This window comes from Pseudomonas sp. ADAK2, from assembly GCF_012935755.1.
Classification (GTDB): domain Bacteria; phylum Pseudomonadota; class Gammaproteobacteria; order Pseudomonadales; family Pseudomonadaceae; genus Aquipseudomonas.
Genome location: NZ_CP052862.1, coordinates 6145590 through 6160534 on the forward strand (window position 1 = coordinate 6145590; position 14945 = coordinate 6160534).

Annotated in this window: 18 protein-coding genes; 10 read left to right on the forward strand and 8 right to left on the reverse strand. The window is 60.3% G+C overall.

Annotated features, from left to right (window positions below; genetic code table 11):
* Nucleotides 1-7 precede the first annotated feature (7 nt).
* The 3 genes from HKK52_RS28195 to HKK52_RS28205 form a co-directional block, all read right to left on the reverse strand.
* A complete protein-coding gene (locus HKK52_RS28195; protein ID WP_169373471.1) occupies nt 8-748 on the reverse strand; it encodes an NAD-dependent epimerase/dehydratase family protein in 741 nt (246 codons plus the stop codon).
* Between the two features lie 259 nt (nt 749-1007).
* Nucleotides 1008-1640, reverse strand: coding sequence for a glutathione S-transferase family protein (locus HKK52_RS28200; protein ID WP_169373472.1), 633 nt, complete (start codon nt 1638-1640; stop codon nt 1008-1010).
* 42 nt (nt 1641-1682) lie between these two features.
* Complete coding sequence (locus HKK52_RS28205) at nt 1683-2114, reverse strand: PACE efflux transporter (RefSeq protein ID WP_169373473.1); 432 nt, start codon at nt 2112-2114, stop codon at nt 1683-1685.
* Between the two features lie 121 nt (nt 2115-2235).
* Here HKK52_RS28205 and HKK52_RS28210 point away from each other — a divergent pair, with 121 nt between their 5' ends.
* The gene (locus tag HKK52_RS28210; protein ID WP_169373474.1) at nt 2236-3111 is read left to right on the forward strand and encodes a LysR family transcriptional regulator; all 876 of its coding nucleotides are present in this window, start codon (nt 2236-2238) and stop codon (nt 3109-3111) included.
* Between the two features lie 112 nt (nt 3112-3223).
* Here the strand turns inward: HKK52_RS28210 and HKK52_RS28215 are convergent, their stop codons facing one another.
* Entirely contained in the window at nt 3224-4255 is a 1032-nt protein-coding gene (locus tag HKK52_RS28215; RefSeq protein WP_169373475.1) for a LacI family DNA-binding transcriptional regulator, read from the reverse strand.
* Nucleotides 4256-4471: 216 nt separating this feature from the next.
* Here HKK52_RS28215 and HKK52_RS28220 point away from each other — a divergent pair, with 216 nt between their 5' ends.
* Nucleotides 4472-5005, forward strand: a complete 534-nt coding sequence (locus HKK52_RS28220) for a gluconokinase (protein ID WP_169373476.1) — start codon at nt 4472-4474, stop codon at nt 5003-5005.
* An 82-nt stretch (nt 5006-5087) separates the two neighbouring features.
* Nucleotides 5088-6440 (forward strand): GntP family permease, encoded by a 1353-nt coding sequence (locus tag HKK52_RS28225; RefSeq protein ID WP_169373477.1) that lies wholly within the window; start codon nt 5088-5090, stop codon nt 6438-6440.
* A 164-nt stretch (nt 6441-6604) separates the two neighbouring features.
* Here HKK52_RS28225 and alaC read toward each other — a convergent pair whose 3' ends face one another.
* A complete protein-coding gene (gene alaC, locus HKK52_RS28230) occupies nt 6605-7822 on the reverse strand; it encodes an alanine transaminase (RefSeq protein ID WP_169373478.1) in 1218 nt (405 codons plus the stop codon).
* 138 nt (nt 7823-7960) lie between these two features.
* Here alaC and HKK52_RS28235 point away from each other — a divergent pair, with 138 nt between their 5' ends.
* From HKK52_RS28235 to HKK52_RS28245, 3 genes are all read left to right on the forward strand, one after another.
* On the forward strand, nt 7961-8623 hold the full coding sequence (locus HKK52_RS28235) for a LysE family translocator (RefSeq protein WP_123514240.1): 663 nt from the start codon (nt 7961-7963) through the stop codon (nt 8621-8623).
* Nucleotides 8624-8691: 68 nt separating this feature from the next.
* Nucleotides 8692-9180 (forward strand): GyrI-like domain-containing protein, encoded by a 489-nt coding sequence (locus HKK52_RS28240; protein WP_169373479.1) that lies wholly within the window; start codon nt 8692-8694, stop codon nt 9178-9180.
* A 314-nt stretch (nt 9181-9494) separates the two neighbouring features.
* Nucleotides 9495-9983, forward strand: coding sequence for a GNAT family N-acetyltransferase (locus tag HKK52_RS28245; RefSeq protein WP_169373480.1), 489 nt, complete (start codon nt 9495-9497; stop codon nt 9981-9983).
* Between the two features lie 40 nt (nt 9984-10023).
* Here the strand turns inward: HKK52_RS28245 and HKK52_RS28250 are convergent, their stop codons facing one another.
* Both HKK52_RS28250 and HKK52_RS28255 read right to left on the reverse strand, forming a co-directional pair.
* Entirely contained in the window at nt 10024-10629 is a 606-nt protein-coding gene (locus tag HKK52_RS28250) for a pyridoxamine 5'-phosphate oxidase family protein (protein ID WP_169373481.1), read from the reverse strand.
* Between the two features lie 18 nt (nt 10630-10647).
* Nucleotides 10648-11133, reverse strand: coding sequence for a GNAT family N-acetyltransferase (locus tag HKK52_RS28255; protein WP_169373482.1), 486 nt, complete (start codon nt 11131-11133; stop codon nt 10648-10650).
* Nucleotides 11134-11285: 152 nt separating this feature from the next.
* Between HKK52_RS28255 and HKK52_RS28260 the strand changes: the two genes are divergently transcribed.
* The 4 genes from HKK52_RS28260 to HKK52_RS28275 all read left to right on the forward strand — a co-directional run bounded on the left by HKK52_RS28260 (nt 11286) and on the right by HKK52_RS28275 (nt 13875).
* Complete coding sequence (locus tag HKK52_RS28260) at nt 11286-11711, forward strand: YybH family protein (protein WP_169373483.1); 426 nt, start codon at nt 11286-11288, stop codon at nt 11709-11711.
* 66 nt (nt 11712-11777) lie between these two features.
* A complete protein-coding gene (locus HKK52_RS28265) occupies nt 11778-12122 on the forward strand; it encodes a YciI family protein (protein ID WP_054044847.1) in 345 nt (114 codons plus the stop codon).
* A 26-nt stretch (nt 12123-12148) separates the two neighbouring features.
* Nucleotides 12149-12640 carry an SRPBCC family protein gene (locus HKK52_RS28270; protein WP_149657815.1) on the forward strand — a complete coding sequence of 164 codons (492 nt, stop codon included), beginning with the start codon at nt 12149-12151 and terminating at the stop codon, nt 12638-12640.
* Nucleotides 12640-13875: an RNA polymerase sigma factor gene (locus HKK52_RS28275; protein WP_169373484.1), complete on the forward strand. Its 1236-nt coding sequence runs from the start codon at nt 12640-12642 to the stop codon at nt 13873-13875. The genes HKK52_RS28270 and HKK52_RS28275 overlap by 1 nt, the downstream gene beginning before the upstream one ends.
* A 144-nt stretch (nt 13876-14019) precedes the next feature.
* Here the strand turns inward: HKK52_RS28275 and HKK52_RS28280 are convergent, their stop codons facing one another.
* Entirely contained in the window at nt 14020-14874 is an 855-nt protein-coding gene (locus HKK52_RS28280; RefSeq protein WP_169373485.1) for a LysR family transcriptional regulator, read from the reverse strand.
* Nucleotides 14875-14945: the final 71 nt, after the last annotated feature.

Sequence of the window (14945 nt, forward strand, 5' to 3'; positions counted from 1 at the left end):
TAGGGGTTTATGGCGCGATCGGAAGATCAAACTCGCGAAACGCATCATCCACCGGCAAGTAACCCAGCACCCGCGTGGTCTCGCTGAGGTCCAGGCGCTTGAAACGGTTGTTGGATATCCCGTGGGCAATCAGGTGTTGCACGCCTTCGACTTCCACCGCGCGTTGCAGCAATTGCACGGCATCACGCGGGCTGAGCCAGGCGCTCAAGTCGCGGGCGTTGGTCAGCTCGTGGCGGTCCGGAAATTCGAAGGCGCCGATGCGAATGGCGATGGTCGAGAGCCCGCGTTTGGCGGCGTAGAACCCGCACAACGCCTCGCCATAACATTTGCTGACGCCATACAGATTGGCCGGCATCACCTGCATGCCCGGGGTGATCTGCCGATCCACCGGATAGCCTTCGATGGTTTGCGCGCTGCTGGCGAACACCAGTCGCTTGCAGCCGGCGGCGACTGCCGCTTCGAACAGGTAAGTCGTGGCGAGAATGTTGTTGGGCAGCAACTCATCGAAAGTCGCCGTGGCGTGGGGGATGCCGGCGAGGTGGACGATGACGTCAATGCCTTTGAGCACTTCTTCGATTGCCTTGGGATCGGCCATGTCCAGGCGTACGAAATGATGGGGCGCCTCGACCGCGAAGTCGGGTTCGACGCGGTCGGTCAGAACGAAGGTGTAGCGGTCTTTCGACGCTTCGAAAAAGGTCTTGCCAATTCTGCCGCAGGCACCGGTCAGCAGCACGTTGAGTCCGTTCATGAATCTCTCTTTTTTTTGGGGGGAGGGGCTAAGCCAGTCCGTTAAGCCGTAACGCGATCTGTAGCAGCTGGCGAAGCCTGCGTCCGGCTGCGCAGCAGTCGTAAAACCAGTGCGCGCGATTCTCCTGAAGAAACGCGTCGGCTGATTTCACGACTGCTGCGCAGCCGGACGCAGGCTTCGCCAGCTGCTACAAAGAAGGTGTTGCGCATGAAGCATTCTTAACTGATCGGTATTGGAAAGAGAAGGCGTTGTTCTGAGGCTACGGCAATCCATTGCAACCATGTTTCAGAAACCCCGGGCGCTGGGCCAGCCGTTGGAAATACTCGTCAACGGCGGGGAAGTCCGGCCGCTCCATCGGCGTCATCAGCCAGCGGTTCACCGACAGGCCGATCACAATGTCCGCCAGGGTAAAACGTGGCCCGGCGACATAGGCTTTGGTGGCCTTGAGCTGCTGCTCAAGGATGGCCATCTTGTGATTCCAGTCGTTAACGCCGACGGCAATCTGGTGCGGGTCCTGGAACTCCGGATCCTTGCGCACCAGTGCGGTGAACGCATATCCCCAGGACCGATTGAGCTCGGTCGCTTGCCAATCCATCCACTGTTCCACCCGCGCACGAGCGGCGGGTTCGCCGGGCAGCAATTCGTGGTTGTGATGCTTGCCGGCCAGATACCGGCAAATGGTATTGGATTCCCACAACACCCCGGCGTCATCGATGATCACCGGCACCTGAGCGTTGGGATTGAGGCGGGTGAACTCGGGGCTGTGGGTCGAGGCATAACCGCTGCCCCAATCCTCACGCTCGTAGGAAACGCCCAATTCCTCACAAGTCCACAGGACTTTTCGGACGTTGATGGACGAAGCCTTACCGAGAATCTTCAGTGCATGTTCCATGGAGCTACTCCTTTAGCGAATCGACGCCTCGGGAATCTACCACTAAGCGGGATCCGGCAGCGCCGACGCTGGCAAACCAAACGTGCGATCAAACAACCAGTTGAAGGCGAAGGTGTAGCACGGGATGAGCAGGATCAGCGCCAAGTCCAGCAGAAATGCCTGCACCAGGCTGATGTTCATCCACCAGGCGATCAACGGGATGAGGAACACAATCAAGGTTAGTTGAAAACCCACGGCATGGGCGATGCGCCGTCTGACGGTGCGGGTGCGCGAAGGTTGGCGGCTTTCCCAGCGTTCGAACAATGAGGTGAAGATGAAATTCCAGGTCACGGCGATGGTGGTGATGAACACCGCCAGCGGGCCGGTGCTATGCGGTGAAGTGCCGGACAGCAGCGCCAGGCCGAGGGCCGAGAGGGTCATGCCGATGGCTTCGTACAGCGACACGTAGAGCAGTTTGCGTTTAACGCCTTGCATGGGGTTTTTGCCTCTTTCTTGCGAACTTGAGCCAGCAGCACTGGCGAAGGCGACGAAAGATAGCTTCAATAGCGCTGACAGAAAAAGTCAGTAGCTTTCAGTTTTATTGATAGGACGGCGAATGAACTTCAACAGCGACAGCATCGAATTGTTTCTCGCGGTGATCGAGCGCGGCTCGTTTTCCGCGGCTGCCAGGGCATTGGGCAAAGTGCCGTCGGCGGTGAGCATGGGCATCGGCAATCTCGAAGCCGAACTCGGTTATCCGCTGTTCGACCGCAGCCACCGCGAACCGGTGCCGACGGCCATGGCCAGCGCCCTGGTGCCCCACGCACGGCTGATTTTTGAACAGCTCAAACAGTTGCAGGTGCACGCGGTCGAGTTGTCGTTGGGGTTGGAAAGCAAGTTGTCGATCGGGGTGGTGGCTGACATCGATAAGAGCCGTTTAATGACGGCGATCAAAGTCATTGCCGAGCGTCATCCACTGCTGGAAGTCGAAGTGCTCAGCGCGCCGCAGGATGATGTGCTGGCGCTGCTGCACAGCGGTCGAGTCAGCGTGTGCCTGGCGTACGCCGGGTTGAGCATGAACGTGCTGGAGCGTTTTCAGTTTGTCGGCACGGAGCGGATGATCGCCACGTTGGCGGCAGACAATTCGCTGTTCCAGGGGCAGGATTTATTTCTCGAAGACCTGGTGCATGTACGGCAGATCATCGTCGCCAGCCGCGACTTGCCGATCAGCGAAACCCGGCCGTTGGTGGCCGAATCCTATTGGCGTACGGACACCTTGAGCGCTGCTTTGGAGATGGTCGAGGCGGGATTGGGCTGGGGCAATTTTCCGTTGTCGGTGGTGCAGCCGTTGCTCGATGCCGGAAGGCTCAAACGCCTGCGCTTCAGGAACATCGAGAATGGCCTGGTGTTGCCGGTGCATGCGGTTTGGCTCAAGAGTCAGCCGTTGCAGAAAGGCGCGTTGGCCTTTGTTGGCCTCATGTCCGGCGGATGATCGTTCCCACGCTCTGCGAGGGAATGCCTCAACGGACGCTCCGCGTTCGGCTCTGGATGGGACGCGGAGCGTCCCGGGCTGCATTCCCACGCCGAGCGTGGGAACGATCAGGCTACGTACTCTCGCGCACCTTCAACTCAAACCCCATGTCCTGCACCGGTTTGGCCACCGCATTACCCGCCATCAACGTCAGCATCTGCTCCGCTGCGCGCCGGCCTATCGCCTCGCGCGGGGTGCTGATGCTGCTCAGGCGCGGCACCATGTGCGCCGAGGCCGGCAGGTCGTTGAAGCCGAGGATCGCCACTTGCTCGGGGATCTTGATCCCGCAGCGCATGGCTTCAAGCAGTGCGCCCTGAGCCAGGTCGTCGTTGCCGAAGAAGATTGCATCGACCTCGGGATGAGTGGCCAGGAGTTGCAGGAACAACTCGCCGCCCAAACCGACGGAAGACGCACGGGGCGTCAGCACTTCCAGGTCCGGGTCGTACAAACCGGCCTTTTGCAGGGCTTTGCGGAAGCCTTCACCACGCAGCAACGTGCGTTGATCGAGCTGCGCGCCGATGTAGGCCAGGCGCTTACGACCACGGGACAACAAATGCTCGGCCGCCGTTTCGCCGGCCGCCAGTTGCGAAAACCCCACGCAATTAAGGCCCGCCGCGCTGTCCAGTTCCATCATGTACACGCAGGGAATGTTGCTCGCCTCGATCATCCGCCGTGAGCTTTCGGTGCGGTCGAAACCGGTCAGCAACAAGCCGCGGGGTTGATAGGCCATGTAGTTGCGCAGCAGGTTTTCTTCTTCATCGCGCGAGTAATGGAAGTTACCGATCAGCACTTCAAAGCCCTTGGGGCGCAAAACCTGATGAATGGCTTCCAGGGTGTCGATGAACAGCAGGTTGGACAGCGACGGCACCAGCACCACCACCGAATGGCTCTGGGCCGAGGCCAGCGCGCGGGCGGCGGGGTTGACCACGTAATTCAGTTCAGCCGCGGCTTTCTGCACCTTTTCCACCAGTTCGGTGGCCACCGTGCTGACCCCGCGCAAGGCCCGGGAGGCGGTGATTGGGCTGACGCCGGCCAGGCGCGCGACTTCGTTGAGGGTAGGGCGGCCAGTGGTTCGTGTATTTTTATCGTTTTTAGGGGTGGTCATCGGGGCGGCTTGCCAAACAAAATTCAAGGCACTAAGGTAGCGCTGTCCCGAAGCAGCTGCAAATGCGTAAGCGAGTTTTGCCTGAACCTCGCTTTTTGGCCTCGTGAGCGAACATGCTGCAACCCACAAAAATGACAAGAAGGCGTCGGCAACTTCTACTTTTGCACTAGAGTTTCACGTAGCAAAGGTAGCGCTGTCTGCGCGCTGAGGTGTTTCATGAATCATCCCATCACCGCCCTGGTTATCATGGGCGTTGCCGGTTGTGGCAAGACTTGCGTCAGCGAAGCCTTGTGCCAGCTCAGCGGCGCGACTGCCATTGAAGGCGACACTTTCCACCCTGCCGCCAATATCGAAAAGATGAGCGCGGGAATCCCCCTGAACGACGAAGACCGTGCCGGCTGGCTCGACAGCCTGTGCGATGAATTGCGCCGCGTCGACGCCCAGGGCCAACGCCCGGTGTTGACCTGTTCGGCCCTCAAACACAGTTATCGCGAAGTGCTGCGCAGTGCCTTGCCGGGCCTGGGCTTCGTGTTCCTTGAGCTGACCCCTGAAGTCGCCGCCGAGCGTGTATCTCACCGTCCGGGCCACTTCATGCCGTCCACCTTGATCGACAGTCAGTTCGCCACTCTTGAGTCGCCTGTGGGCGAGCCGTTGACCCTGGCCCTCGACGCCTCGAATCACAGCGTCGACGAGTTGGCGCAACAGGCGCAAGCCTGGTGGTTGAAACACGGTTTGAAACTCACCGGTTAAGTCTTGCTCCAAGAGATAGCGCTGTCCTGATTGCTTTTGAATAATTGCTTTCATAACAACAACAAACAGGAGTCACCCCCCCATGTTTGGCATGTCCCACGAGTCGTTCCTGCTGCTAGACGCAGTGGTCACAGTGATCGGACTTATCGTCCTGATCACTAAGTTCAAGATTCACCCGTTCATTGCCCTGATCATCGCCGCCGCCTTCCTCGGGCTGACCTCCGGCATGCCGATCGGCACCGTCATCAAGGCGTTCCAGGACGGCTTCGGTGGTGTGCTCGGTTTCGTTGGGATCATCCTGGCGCTGGGCACGATGCTCGGCAAAATGATGGCTGAGTCGGGCGGGGCGGATCAGATTGCCCAGACCCTGATTCGCGCGTTCGGCAAGGACAAGGTGCAGTGGGCGATGATGTTCGCGGCCTTCCTGGTCGGCATTCCGCTGTTCTTCGAAATCGGCTTCGTGCTGTTGATCCCGCTGGTGTTCATCGTTGCCCGGCGCACCGGCGTGTCGATCATCAAGATCGGTATCCCGCTGCTGGCCGGTCTGTCGGCGGTACACGGCCTGGTGCCGCCGCACCCGGGCCCGTTGCTGGCCATCGGCGTGTTCGGTGCCGACATCGGTAAAACCATTCTGTATGGCCTGATCGTTGCGCTGCCGACCGCCATTATTGCCGGTCCGATCTTCGGTACGTTCATTGCCAAGTACATTCCAGGCCATGCCAATCAGGAATTGGTCGATCAACTGGTGCGCGAGGAGGAGGCGAGCAACCTGCCGAGCTTCGGCATCACCCTGGTCACCGTGTTGCTGCCGGTGTTCCTGATGTTGCTCAAGACGTTTGCCGACGTGGTACTGCCGGAAGGTAATTTCGCGCGCTCGTTCATGGACCTCATCGGTCACCCGATCTCCGCGCTGCTGCTGGCGTTGCTGCTGTCGCTGTACACCTTTGGCTACAAGCAGGGCATGGGCTCGAACACCATTCTTAAATTGCTCGACGCCAGCCTGGCGCCAACCGCCGCGATCATCCTGATCATCGGTGCCGGTGGTGGCTTCAAGCAGATGCTGGTGACCAGCGGTGTGGGTGACGTGATCGGCCACATGGCGGTCAACGCACAGATCTCGCCGATCCTGCTGGCCTGGCTGGTGGCGGCGGTGATTCGCGTAGCGACCGGTTCGGCCACCGTGGCGACCATTACTGGCGCGGGCATTGTGGTGCCGGTGGTGGGGATGATTCCAGGCGTGAACCTTGAGTTGCTGGTGCTGGCCACCGGTGCCGGTTCGCTGGTGCTGTCTCACGTCAACGACGCGGGTTTCTGGCTGGTCAAGCAGTACTTCAACATGACCGTGCTGGAAACCTTCAAGACCTGGACGGCGATGGAAACCATCCTGTCCGTGGTCGCGCTGGGCTTTATCCTGCTGCTGTCGCTGTTCGTCTAAGCACCTCACACCGATCGTTCCCACGCTCTGCGTGGGAATGCCGCCATGGACGCTCCGCGTCCACTGTGACGCGGAGCGTCACGGGATGCATTTCCACGCGGAGCGTGGAACGATCAGGCACAAAAAAACCGCAGCGATGCGGTTTTTTTGTGTCTGCTGAATAATCAGGCGTTGGTTTTTGCGACTAACCCATCCGCCCGAAACATCCCGCGAATCCCGCGCACGGCCTGACGAATCCGGTCCTGGTTTTCGATCAGCGCAAAGCGCACGTGATCATCCCCGTATTCCCCGAATCCTACGCCCGGCGAGACGCAGACCTTCGCTTCAGCGAGCATTTTCTTGGCGAATTCCAGCGAGCCCAAGTGCGCGTAAGCCTCGGGAATCTTCGCCCAGACGTACATCGACGCTTTCGGGTTTTCGACCATCCAGCCCAATTCATGCAGGCCTTTGACCAGCACGTTGCGCCGCTGGCGATACTGCTCGGCGATGTCTTTGACGCACTGCTGATCGCCTTCCAGCGCCGCAATCGCCGCAACCTGCAACGGCGTGAACGTGCCGTAGTCGTGGTAGCTCTTGATCCGCGCCAGGGCGTTGACCAGTTCGGCGTTGCCGACCATGAAGCCAATGCGCCAGCCGGCCATGTTGTAGCTCTTGGACAGGGTGAAAAACTCCACCGCGATGTCCTTGGCGCCCGGCACTTGCATGATCGACGGGGCTTTCCAGCCGTCGTAGACGATGTCGGCGTAGGCCAGGTCGTGCACGACCAAAACGTCGTACTGCTTGGCGAGAGCGATCACCCGTTCGAAGAAGTCCAGCTCCACGCATTGCGCGGTCGGGTTCGACGGGAAGCCGAGGATCATCATCTTCGGTTTCGGGATCGAACCGCGAATCGCGCTTTCCAGTTCGGCGAAGAAGTCCACGCCCGGAATCAGCGGCACCGACCGCACCTGGGCGCCGGCAATCACGGCACCGTAGATGTGAATCGGGTAGCTGGGGTTGGGCACCAGCACGGTGTCGCCCTGGTCGAGGGTGGCCAGCATCAAGTGCGCCAGGCCTTCCTTGGAACCGATGGTCACGATGGCTTCGGTTTCCGGGTCGATGTCGACCGCGTAGCGATCCTTGTACCAATTGGAAATCGCCCGGCGCAGGCGCGGAATGCCTTTGGACGTCGAATAACCGTGGGTGTCTTCGCGCTGGGCGACAGTCACCAGTTTTTCGACGATGTGCGGCGGGGTCGGGCCATCAGGGTTGCCCATGCTGAAGTCGATGATGTCTTCGCCACGACGACGGGCGGCCATCTTCAGCTCGGCAGTGATGTTGAATACGTAAGGGGGGAGTCGATCTATGCGCGCAAAGCGGCGCGGCGAACCTGGGTTAGCCATTGTTGCCTCGGTAACGTGAGCGCCCGGAACCGTCCGAGCGACGCTGGCCACTGCGGTGGCCTGTGGCGGAATGTAAGGGCTGATGTGGCAAACTGTCCAGCGTCTGTGTAAACAAAAATTTCCGAAGGAAACGGGTTGATGGAATTTAGCAGTGGCTTCTTGCTGAGCCTTTCGCTGTGCCTGGACATTGGCGTGGCCAACATCGCAATGATCACGTTGGCCATGCAACGCGGCTATTTTCAAGGCTTTGCCCTGGGGTTGGGGACCTGCGTCGGCGACCTGATCTACGCCGTGCTGGCCCTGGCCGGGATGACCGTCTTGCTGCAATACGAAACCGTGCGCTGGGTGCTGTGGATCGGCGGTTCGGCGTTGTTGCTGTACTTCGCGGCGAAGATGATTTACTCGGCGATTCACCACGAAGCGGTACTGGCTCAAGGCGCGGAGGTGGGAAACAACTCCCATCGGCGTGAGTTTTTTCGCGGCATCTTCCTCGCCATGTCCTCGCCCAGCGCGATTCTGTGGTTTGCGGCGGTGGGCGGCACCCTGATCGCCCGTTCCGGCGGCGGTGGCGCCCTCAGTTCGGCGTTGTTCCTTGGCGGTTTCCTGTGCGCTGGAGTGTTGTGGTGCGTCGCGTTGTGCTTCGCTGCAAGCCACGGCGGCAAGTTGCTGGGGGACAAGCTACTGCGTTACTCCTACATGGCATCGGCGGCGATCTTCTGCTATTTCGCGGTCTACGTGATCCTATCGGGCTACAACGAGTTTATCGGCAAGGCTGCCGTCGGGCAGCTTCCCGGGCTCTGAGTGGGCGAATCGGGTTTGGCTTCTATACTCCCAGCCGAACCCACTTTTTTTGTACCAGGAGTTGAGTCATGGATGAGCAATCAGGCGTTAAACCGGCCGAGCCACGTTTTGAGAGTGGGCATTTCCTGCTCATTGCCGGGCTTGGCGGACGATTTACCCAGGAAACATCGAAACAGATCCCCGACCTCTGGGAGAAATTCATTCCCGAGATCGGCAAGATTCCAGGGCAAAAAAGCGAAGTGACCTACGGCATCTGCTGCAATCCCGACGGCATGGGTGGGTTCGAATACATCGCCGGCGTGGAAATCAGCAAACTCGACGACCTGCCCGAGAAATACCGCTGGGTCGAGGTTCAGCCCCAACACTATGCGGTGTTCGAACACAAAGGCTCGCTGGACACCTTGCCCGAGACCTTTCAGTACATCTGGAAAACCTGGCTGCCACAGTCCGGTCGCGCCGCGGCGGACGCCCCGGAGTTCGAGCGCTACAGCGAGGACTTCGACCCGAAGCTCAATACCGGTGTGCTGGAAATCTGGTTGCCACTCAAACCCGAATGATCGCAGCGAGAGGCGGACCCCGCGTCCGCCTCTCGACTCGTCATTTACCCTGCTTCATCCGTCGCGCCCGCAACAGGTCGATGGACAAGGTAACGAAGCCAAACGCGCTGATGCCCAACAGCATAAGAAGGCCGATCTGAACGCTGCTCATGGTGTGTTCCCCTATGGATGATCAGAGACAGGGCCTATCAATAATCCCCTTCGCTGAGCAATAAAAGCGCCTATACGCAGGCTTTACGGCGCCAACGGTGATCGATATGAACACCTTATTCCTCTATCATCGGCCACCTTTCCAACGCTGAATCCGAGTTGCCATGAACACCGTCATCCGCCACGTCACCCCTGCTGATCTGGACCGCTGCTACGCCATCGAAACCGTGGCCTACGAAGGCGACGAAGCCGCCACCCGGGAAAAAATCGCCACCCGCATCGCCACCTGGCCCGAAGGGTTCATCGTGGCTGAAGTCGATGGCGTTGTAGCCGGTTTCATCAATTCCGGTGCGGCGTTTGAAGTGGAAATGTCGGACGAAGCCTTCAAGGAACTGATCGGCCACGACCCGAAAGGCCCGCACGTGGTGATCATGTCGGTGGTGGTGCACCCGGATTATCAGGGGCAGGGCTTGGCGAAGCGCTTGATGGGCGAGTTCATCGAGCGCATGCGCGGGATGGGTAAGGCCAGCATTCACTTGATGTGCAAGGAACGGCATATTCCGCTGTATGCCGGGTTCGGGTTTGCCTACATCAAGCCATCCGCGTCGGACCATGGCGGGATGGCGTGGCATGAGATGGTGCTTGAGCTCTGATTTATTCGGTCCCGCGAAGGCGATCGGAAGATCTCAATCTCTAATAGAGACTATCGCGCACCCGCGTCGGCGCTTCCCGGTCATATGTCTCGGCATCAAACTCCCCATCGTTCAAGCGCTTGTGAAACGCCCCCGCCGTCGGCAGGGCAGAGCGGTCCAGATAGCGTTCCGGGTTCCACAGCTGCGAACGCACAATCGCTTTGGAGCAGTGGAAATACGCCGCCTCCACCGTCACCAGCAGCACCGTGCGCGCCGGTTTGCCGTTGACGGCGAAACTCTCCAGCAGCGCAGGTTCGGCGCTGATCTGCGCGGTGCCGTTGACGCGCAAGGTCTCGCCGATCCCCGGGATGATGAACAGCAGCGACACCCGCGAATCGAGCACCACGTTGCGCAGGGTGTCGATGCGGTTGTTGCCCGGACGATCCGGGATCGCCAGGGTGCGTTCATCGATGATCCGCACAAACCCCGGCGCATCGCCCCGGGGTGAGCCATCCATGCCGTCCGGGCCGACCGAGCTGATGATGATCAGCGGCGAGGCGCGAACCATCGCTTGATAGTCCTCGTTCAGAAACGGGATCTGCTTGCGCACGGCGCGGTCGTGGGGTTGGCCGTAAATGGCTTCCAGTGCTTCGATCGAATTCACCATCGTTATTCCCTCAACGATTCAAAAAACCAAACCCATCCGCCGTTCGTAACCGATGCGGCCCTTGTACGCCTCGCCGCTGTCGACGAAGCCGTATTTTGTGTACAGCGCGATGGCTGATTCATTGTCGGCATCGACCGACAATTCCAGCCCCTTTATTTCCGGGAACACCTGGCGTGCGGCAGCCGGCAGTGCTTGCAAACAGGCCTTGCCATACCCTTTGCCCTGGGCGCGTTGATCGACTTGCAAGGCGTGCAACGTGGCGCTGTGTTCATTCGCCCAGGCCGGTAATGCCGGTGGGCGCTTGAGCAGCAGGAACGCCACGGGAATGTCCTCGACCAGCAAGGCAAAGCCTTTTACGCCGGGACCGGGTTTGGACAGTAGGCTGTGCAACGCACCGTGGATGTCGCCGCTAAACTTGATCTGTTCCTGATGAACTTCGATGGCCTCGACCTGCCGGCACTGTTGCGCGTTCAGGCTTTCGTAAGGCACGAGTCGAGCGGTCATGGGTGGTGTCCTTTTCCGAAATTTCCCACATGAATGTGCGACGCGGATTCTAGACAAATTGTTTCAGTGATAATTTTTTATTTCAGCTGTCGATTCAACGTTACGCCGAACGACTAAGGGTGTCTTCACAACAAAAACCACGGAGAACCTTCATGAACGCGCAAACCCAAATCCATAGCCTGATCGAAAGCTACCGCCAGGCTGTCATGGCCAAGGACGTGGAAAAAGTCATGGCGCTGTATGCCGACGACATCGTCTCCTTCGACGCGGTCAAGGCCCTGCAATTCAAAGGCAAAGCGGCGTACCGCGCGCACTGGCAGGAATGCATGGAAATGTGCCCCGGCCCGCACATCTTCGAATTCCACGAGATCGACATCGCGCCTTCGCAAGAGATCGCCTTCGCCCACTGGCTGGCCCGGTGCGGCGGCACCAACGACAAGGGCGAAACCCAGGCCTGCTGGATGCGCGTAACCCAGTGCTACCGGCAAGAGGCGGGGCTGTGGCAGATCGTCCACGAACACTGGTCGGCACCGTTCGACATGACCAGCGGCGCCGCTCTGTTCGAGCTTAAGCCCTGATCGTCGGAAAAGAAGCCGTAACGCCAAACAGCAGCCATAGTTGATCAGCCGATCACGGAGCGTCCCATGAAATACCTATGCCTGGTTTACAGCAACGAACAGGCGTTGCATTCGCTGCCCGACAGCCCGGAAGACGCCGAGTGCATGGCCTACGCCGAGTCGATCCAGGGCAGCGGCCGGATGATCGCCGCCGAAGCGCTGGAGTCGGTGCAGACCGCCACCACCGTGCGTATGCGCAACGGTAAGTTGTCGATCACCGACGGCCCGTTCGCCGAAACCAAGGAGCAGTTGGCCGGCTTCTACCTGATCGATGCCAAGGACCTCAACGAAGCCATCCAGGTCGCCGGCGACATCCCGGCGGCCCGGGTCGGCTGTGTCGAGGTGCGTCCCGTTCGCCAGTTGAATCCCTGAACAATCAAAACAAACAGGAGAGCTGCATGAGCCCGCAACCCTTTAAAAAACAGCCTGCCGAATTCGAACTGTCCATCAGCCGCTTGATCGACGCGCCGCGCCGTAAGATTTTCCGCGCCTGGACCGAGCCGGCCTTGCTCGTGCAGTGGTGGGGGCCCCACGGCATGACCACACCGGAGTGCGAAATGGACCTGTGGGTCGGCGGCCAGTTTCGCACCCTGATGCGCGCCCCGGACGGCAGCGAGTACCCGACCATGGGTGTGTTCCTGGAGATCGTCGCACCGGAGCGGCTGGTGTTTACCGACGCGTTTATTCCTGGCTGGATTCCGTCAGGCAAACCGTTCATGAGCGCCGAAGTGACCCTCGAAGACCGGGACGGCAAAACCCTCTACACCGCCCGCGCCATGCACTGGAGCGAAGAGGATCGCCAGGCGCATGAAGCCATGGGTTTTCATGACGGTTGGGGGCAGAGCCTCGACCGCTTGGTGACATTGGTGACCGAAGGCATGCCGGACTGATGTCCGGCGAGTCGGTCAAGGCCAGGGTCGAGCAGGTTTACCGCGAAGACTCGCGGCGGATTCTCGCGACGCTGATCCGTTTGCTTGGCGATTTCGACCTCGCCGAGGAGGCCTTGCACGAGGCGTTCTTCGTCGCGGTCGAGCGTTGGCAGCGGGACGGTGTGCCGGACAATCCGCGCACCTGGCTGGTGTCCACCGGGCGCTTCAAAGCGATTGATGTGTTGCGCCGACGCGGGCGTTTCAAGGCGTCGCAGCCGTTGCTGATTGCTCAACTGGAAGAGCTGGAGCAGGCCGACTGGAGTGACGAAGACGTGGAAGACGATCGCCTGCGCCTGATCTTCACCTGCTGTCACCCGGCGCTTGCGGCGGATGCCCAGGTGCCACTGACCCTGCGGGAAGTCTGCGACCTGACCACGGAAGAAATCGCCCGCGCCTTTCTCTCGGCGCCGGCCACCATCGCCCAGCGCATTGTGCGGGCCAAAGCGAAAATCCGTGACGCGAAAATCCCTTATCAAGTGCCATCGCTGGGCGAATTGCCCGAACGCCTCGACAGCGTATTACGGGTGATTTACCTGGTGTTCAACGAGGGGTACTCGGCCTCTGTCGGCGCCGAACTGACCCGCGAAGACCTGACCCGTGAAGCGATTCGCCTCGGGCGCTTGTTGATGGAGTTGTTGCCGGAACCTGAGGTGATGGGATTGCTGGCGCTGATGTTGTTGCACGAGTCGCGGCGCCCGGCCCGGACTTCGGACACCGGCGAGTTGATCCTGCTGGATGAACAGGACCGCTCATTGTGGGACGCCGGGATGATTGCCGAAGGCTGCGCGCTGGTGGAGCGCGCGCTGACCCTGCGACGCTTCGGGCCTTACTGCCTGCAAGCGGCGATCGCGGCGGTGCACGCCGAGGCCGTGACGGCGGGGCAGACGGATTGGCCGCAGATTGTCGGCCTGTATGACTTGCTGCTGCGGGCGGTGCCATCGCCGGTGATCGAACTGAACCGTGCGGTGGCGCTGGCCATGCGCGATGGGCCGTTGGCGGGGTTGACGGTGGTGGAAGAGATTTTGGCGCGCGGGGAGTTGCTGGATTACCACCTGGCGCATTCGGCGCGGGGGCAGTTTTGTCGGCAGTTGGGGCGGGTGGAAAAGGCGCGGGCGGCGTATCGGCGAGCGCTTGAGTTGACGCAGCAGGAGCCGGAGCGGCGGTTTATCGAGGGGCGCCTGCAAGAATTGAAATGACCGATCGTTCCCACGCGGAGCGTGGGACCGATCAAACCCTACACGCGAGGTTTACCTGAAACACCGCGTTGTCTGATTTCACGACGGCTTCGCCGCCGAACGCTGCCTCGCGGTGCTCGACAGCTGCTACGAGGGGTGTGCGTTTTATTCCAGCATTTTGCTCAATAACCAACTCCCCGCCGGCCCCGGCGGGTGCAGCCGTGACCACAGCGCATCGACATACACCGGTTTCGGCCAGCCGCGCACCTCCAATTCCACCAATGACCCCGCGCCAAACCGTCCCACCAGCCAGCGCGGCAGCGGCGCCCAGCCGAACCCGCCCTGGGCCATTTCCAGCAGCATCAGGTAACTCGGCGCCGACCACACCCGGCCCTTCGCCCGGCTTTCATACGGATTGACGATAGTCGCCAGGCGCAACTCACGATGCTGCTGCAACACTTCCTGATCGATCCCGCTCTGCGTTGCCAACGGGTGCGTATGAGAGACGAACAGTGCAATGTCCGTGCGCTCATCGACGGTCGAACTGACCAGGTCCGGCGGATAACTGTCCTGCATTTCGGCGAAGGCAACATGCGCTCGCCCGCGTTGCACCAACGCCACCAGGTCATCGCATTCGGCGATCAGGCATTCCAGCTCCAGGTCCGGATAACGCTGCTCGAAGGCACTGAGCGCCGCTTCGAAACGGTCGGATTGATAGGTGTCGGAAATCGCCACCGTCAACTTCGCCTCGACCCCTTGGGACAATTGGCTGGCGGTCATTTCCAAACGACTGGTGGCGGCGAGGATGTCCTCGGCCCGTTGCAGCATCACGTGCCCGGCCGGGGTCAGGCTCGGTTTGCGGCTGCTGCGGTCGAACAGGGTCAGGTTGAGGTCGATTTCCAGGCTCGCCACCGCCGCGCTGATGGTCGACTGACTGCGCCCGAGTTTGCGTGCCGCCGCAGAAAACGAACCTTGGGTCGCGGCTTGGACAAACGCCAGCAACACTTCGTGAGAGGCCATGAACTATCGCCTTGATCGATGGTTATTGATTATTAAGTATCGGTGTGCTGACAGATCATGGCAACCACAGT

Bases quoted from the DNA above. Each gene is read 5' to 3' on its own strand.
- HKK52_RS28195 (WP_169373471.1), bottom strand. From the start codon at position 748: ATGAACGGACTCAACGTGCTGCTGACCGGTGCCTGCGGCAGAATTGGC.
- HKK52_RS28200 (WP_169373472.1), bottom strand. From the start codon at position 1,640: ATGGAACATGCACTGAAGATTCTCGGTAAGGCTTCGTCCATCAACGTC.
- HKK52_RS28205 (WP_169373473.1), bottom strand. From the start codon at position 2,114: ATGCAAGGCGTTAAACGCAAACTGCTCTACGTGTCGCTGTACGAAGCC.
- HKK52_RS28210 (WP_169373474.1), top strand. From the start codon at position 2,236: ATGAACTTCAACAGCGACAGCATCGAATTGTTTCTCGCGGTGATCGAG.
- HKK52_RS28215 (WP_169373475.1), bottom strand. From the start codon at position 4,255: ATGACCACCCCTAAAAACGATAAAAATACACGAACCACTGGCCGCCCT.
- HKK52_RS28220 (WP_169373476.1), top strand. From the start codon at position 4,472: ATGAATCATCCCATCACCGCCCTGGTTATCATGGGCGTTGCCGGTTGT.
- HKK52_RS28225 (WP_169373477.1), top strand. From the start codon at position 5,088: ATGTTTGGCATGTCCCACGAGTCGTTCCTGCTGCTAGACGCAGTGGTC.
- alaC (WP_169373478.1), bottom strand. From the start codon at position 7,822: ATGGCTAACCCAGGTTCGCCGCGCCGCTTTGCGCGCATAGATCGACTC.
- HKK52_RS28235 (WP_123514240.1), top strand. From the start codon at position 7,961: ATGGAATTTAGCAGTGGCTTCTTGCTGAGCCTTTCGCTGTGCCTGGAC.
- HKK52_RS28240 (WP_169373479.1), top strand. From the start codon at position 8,692: ATGGATGAGCAATCAGGCGTTAAACCGGCCGAGCCACGTTTTGAGAGT.
- HKK52_RS28245 (WP_169373480.1), top strand. From the start codon at position 9,495: ATGAACACCGTCATCCGCCACGTCACCCCTGCTGATCTGGACCGCTGC.
- HKK52_RS28250 (WP_169373481.1), bottom strand. From the start codon at position 10,629: ATGGTGAATTCGATCGAAGCACTGGAAGCCATTTACGGCCAACCCCAC.
- HKK52_RS28255 (WP_169373482.1), bottom strand. From the start codon at position 11,133: ATGACCGCTCGACTCGTGCCTTACGAAAGCCTGAACGCGCAACAGTGC.
- HKK52_RS28260 (WP_169373483.1), top strand. From the start codon at position 11,286: ATGAACGCGCAAACCCAAATCCATAGCCTGATCGAAAGCTACCGCCAG.
- HKK52_RS28265 (WP_054044847.1), top strand. From the start codon at position 11,778: ATGAAATACCTATGCCTGGTTTACAGCAACGAACAGGCGTTGCATTCG.
- HKK52_RS28270 (WP_149657815.1), top strand. From the start codon at position 12,149: ATGAGCCCGCAACCCTTTAAAAAACAGCCTGCCGAATTCGAACTGTCC.
- HKK52_RS28275 (WP_169373484.1), top strand. From the start codon at position 12,640: ATGTCCGGCGAGTCGGTCAAGGCCAGGGTCGAGCAGGTTTACCGCGAA.
- HKK52_RS28280 (WP_169373485.1), bottom strand. From the start codon at position 14,874: ATGGCCTCTCACGAAGTGTTGCTGGCGTTTGTCCAAGCCGCGACCCAA.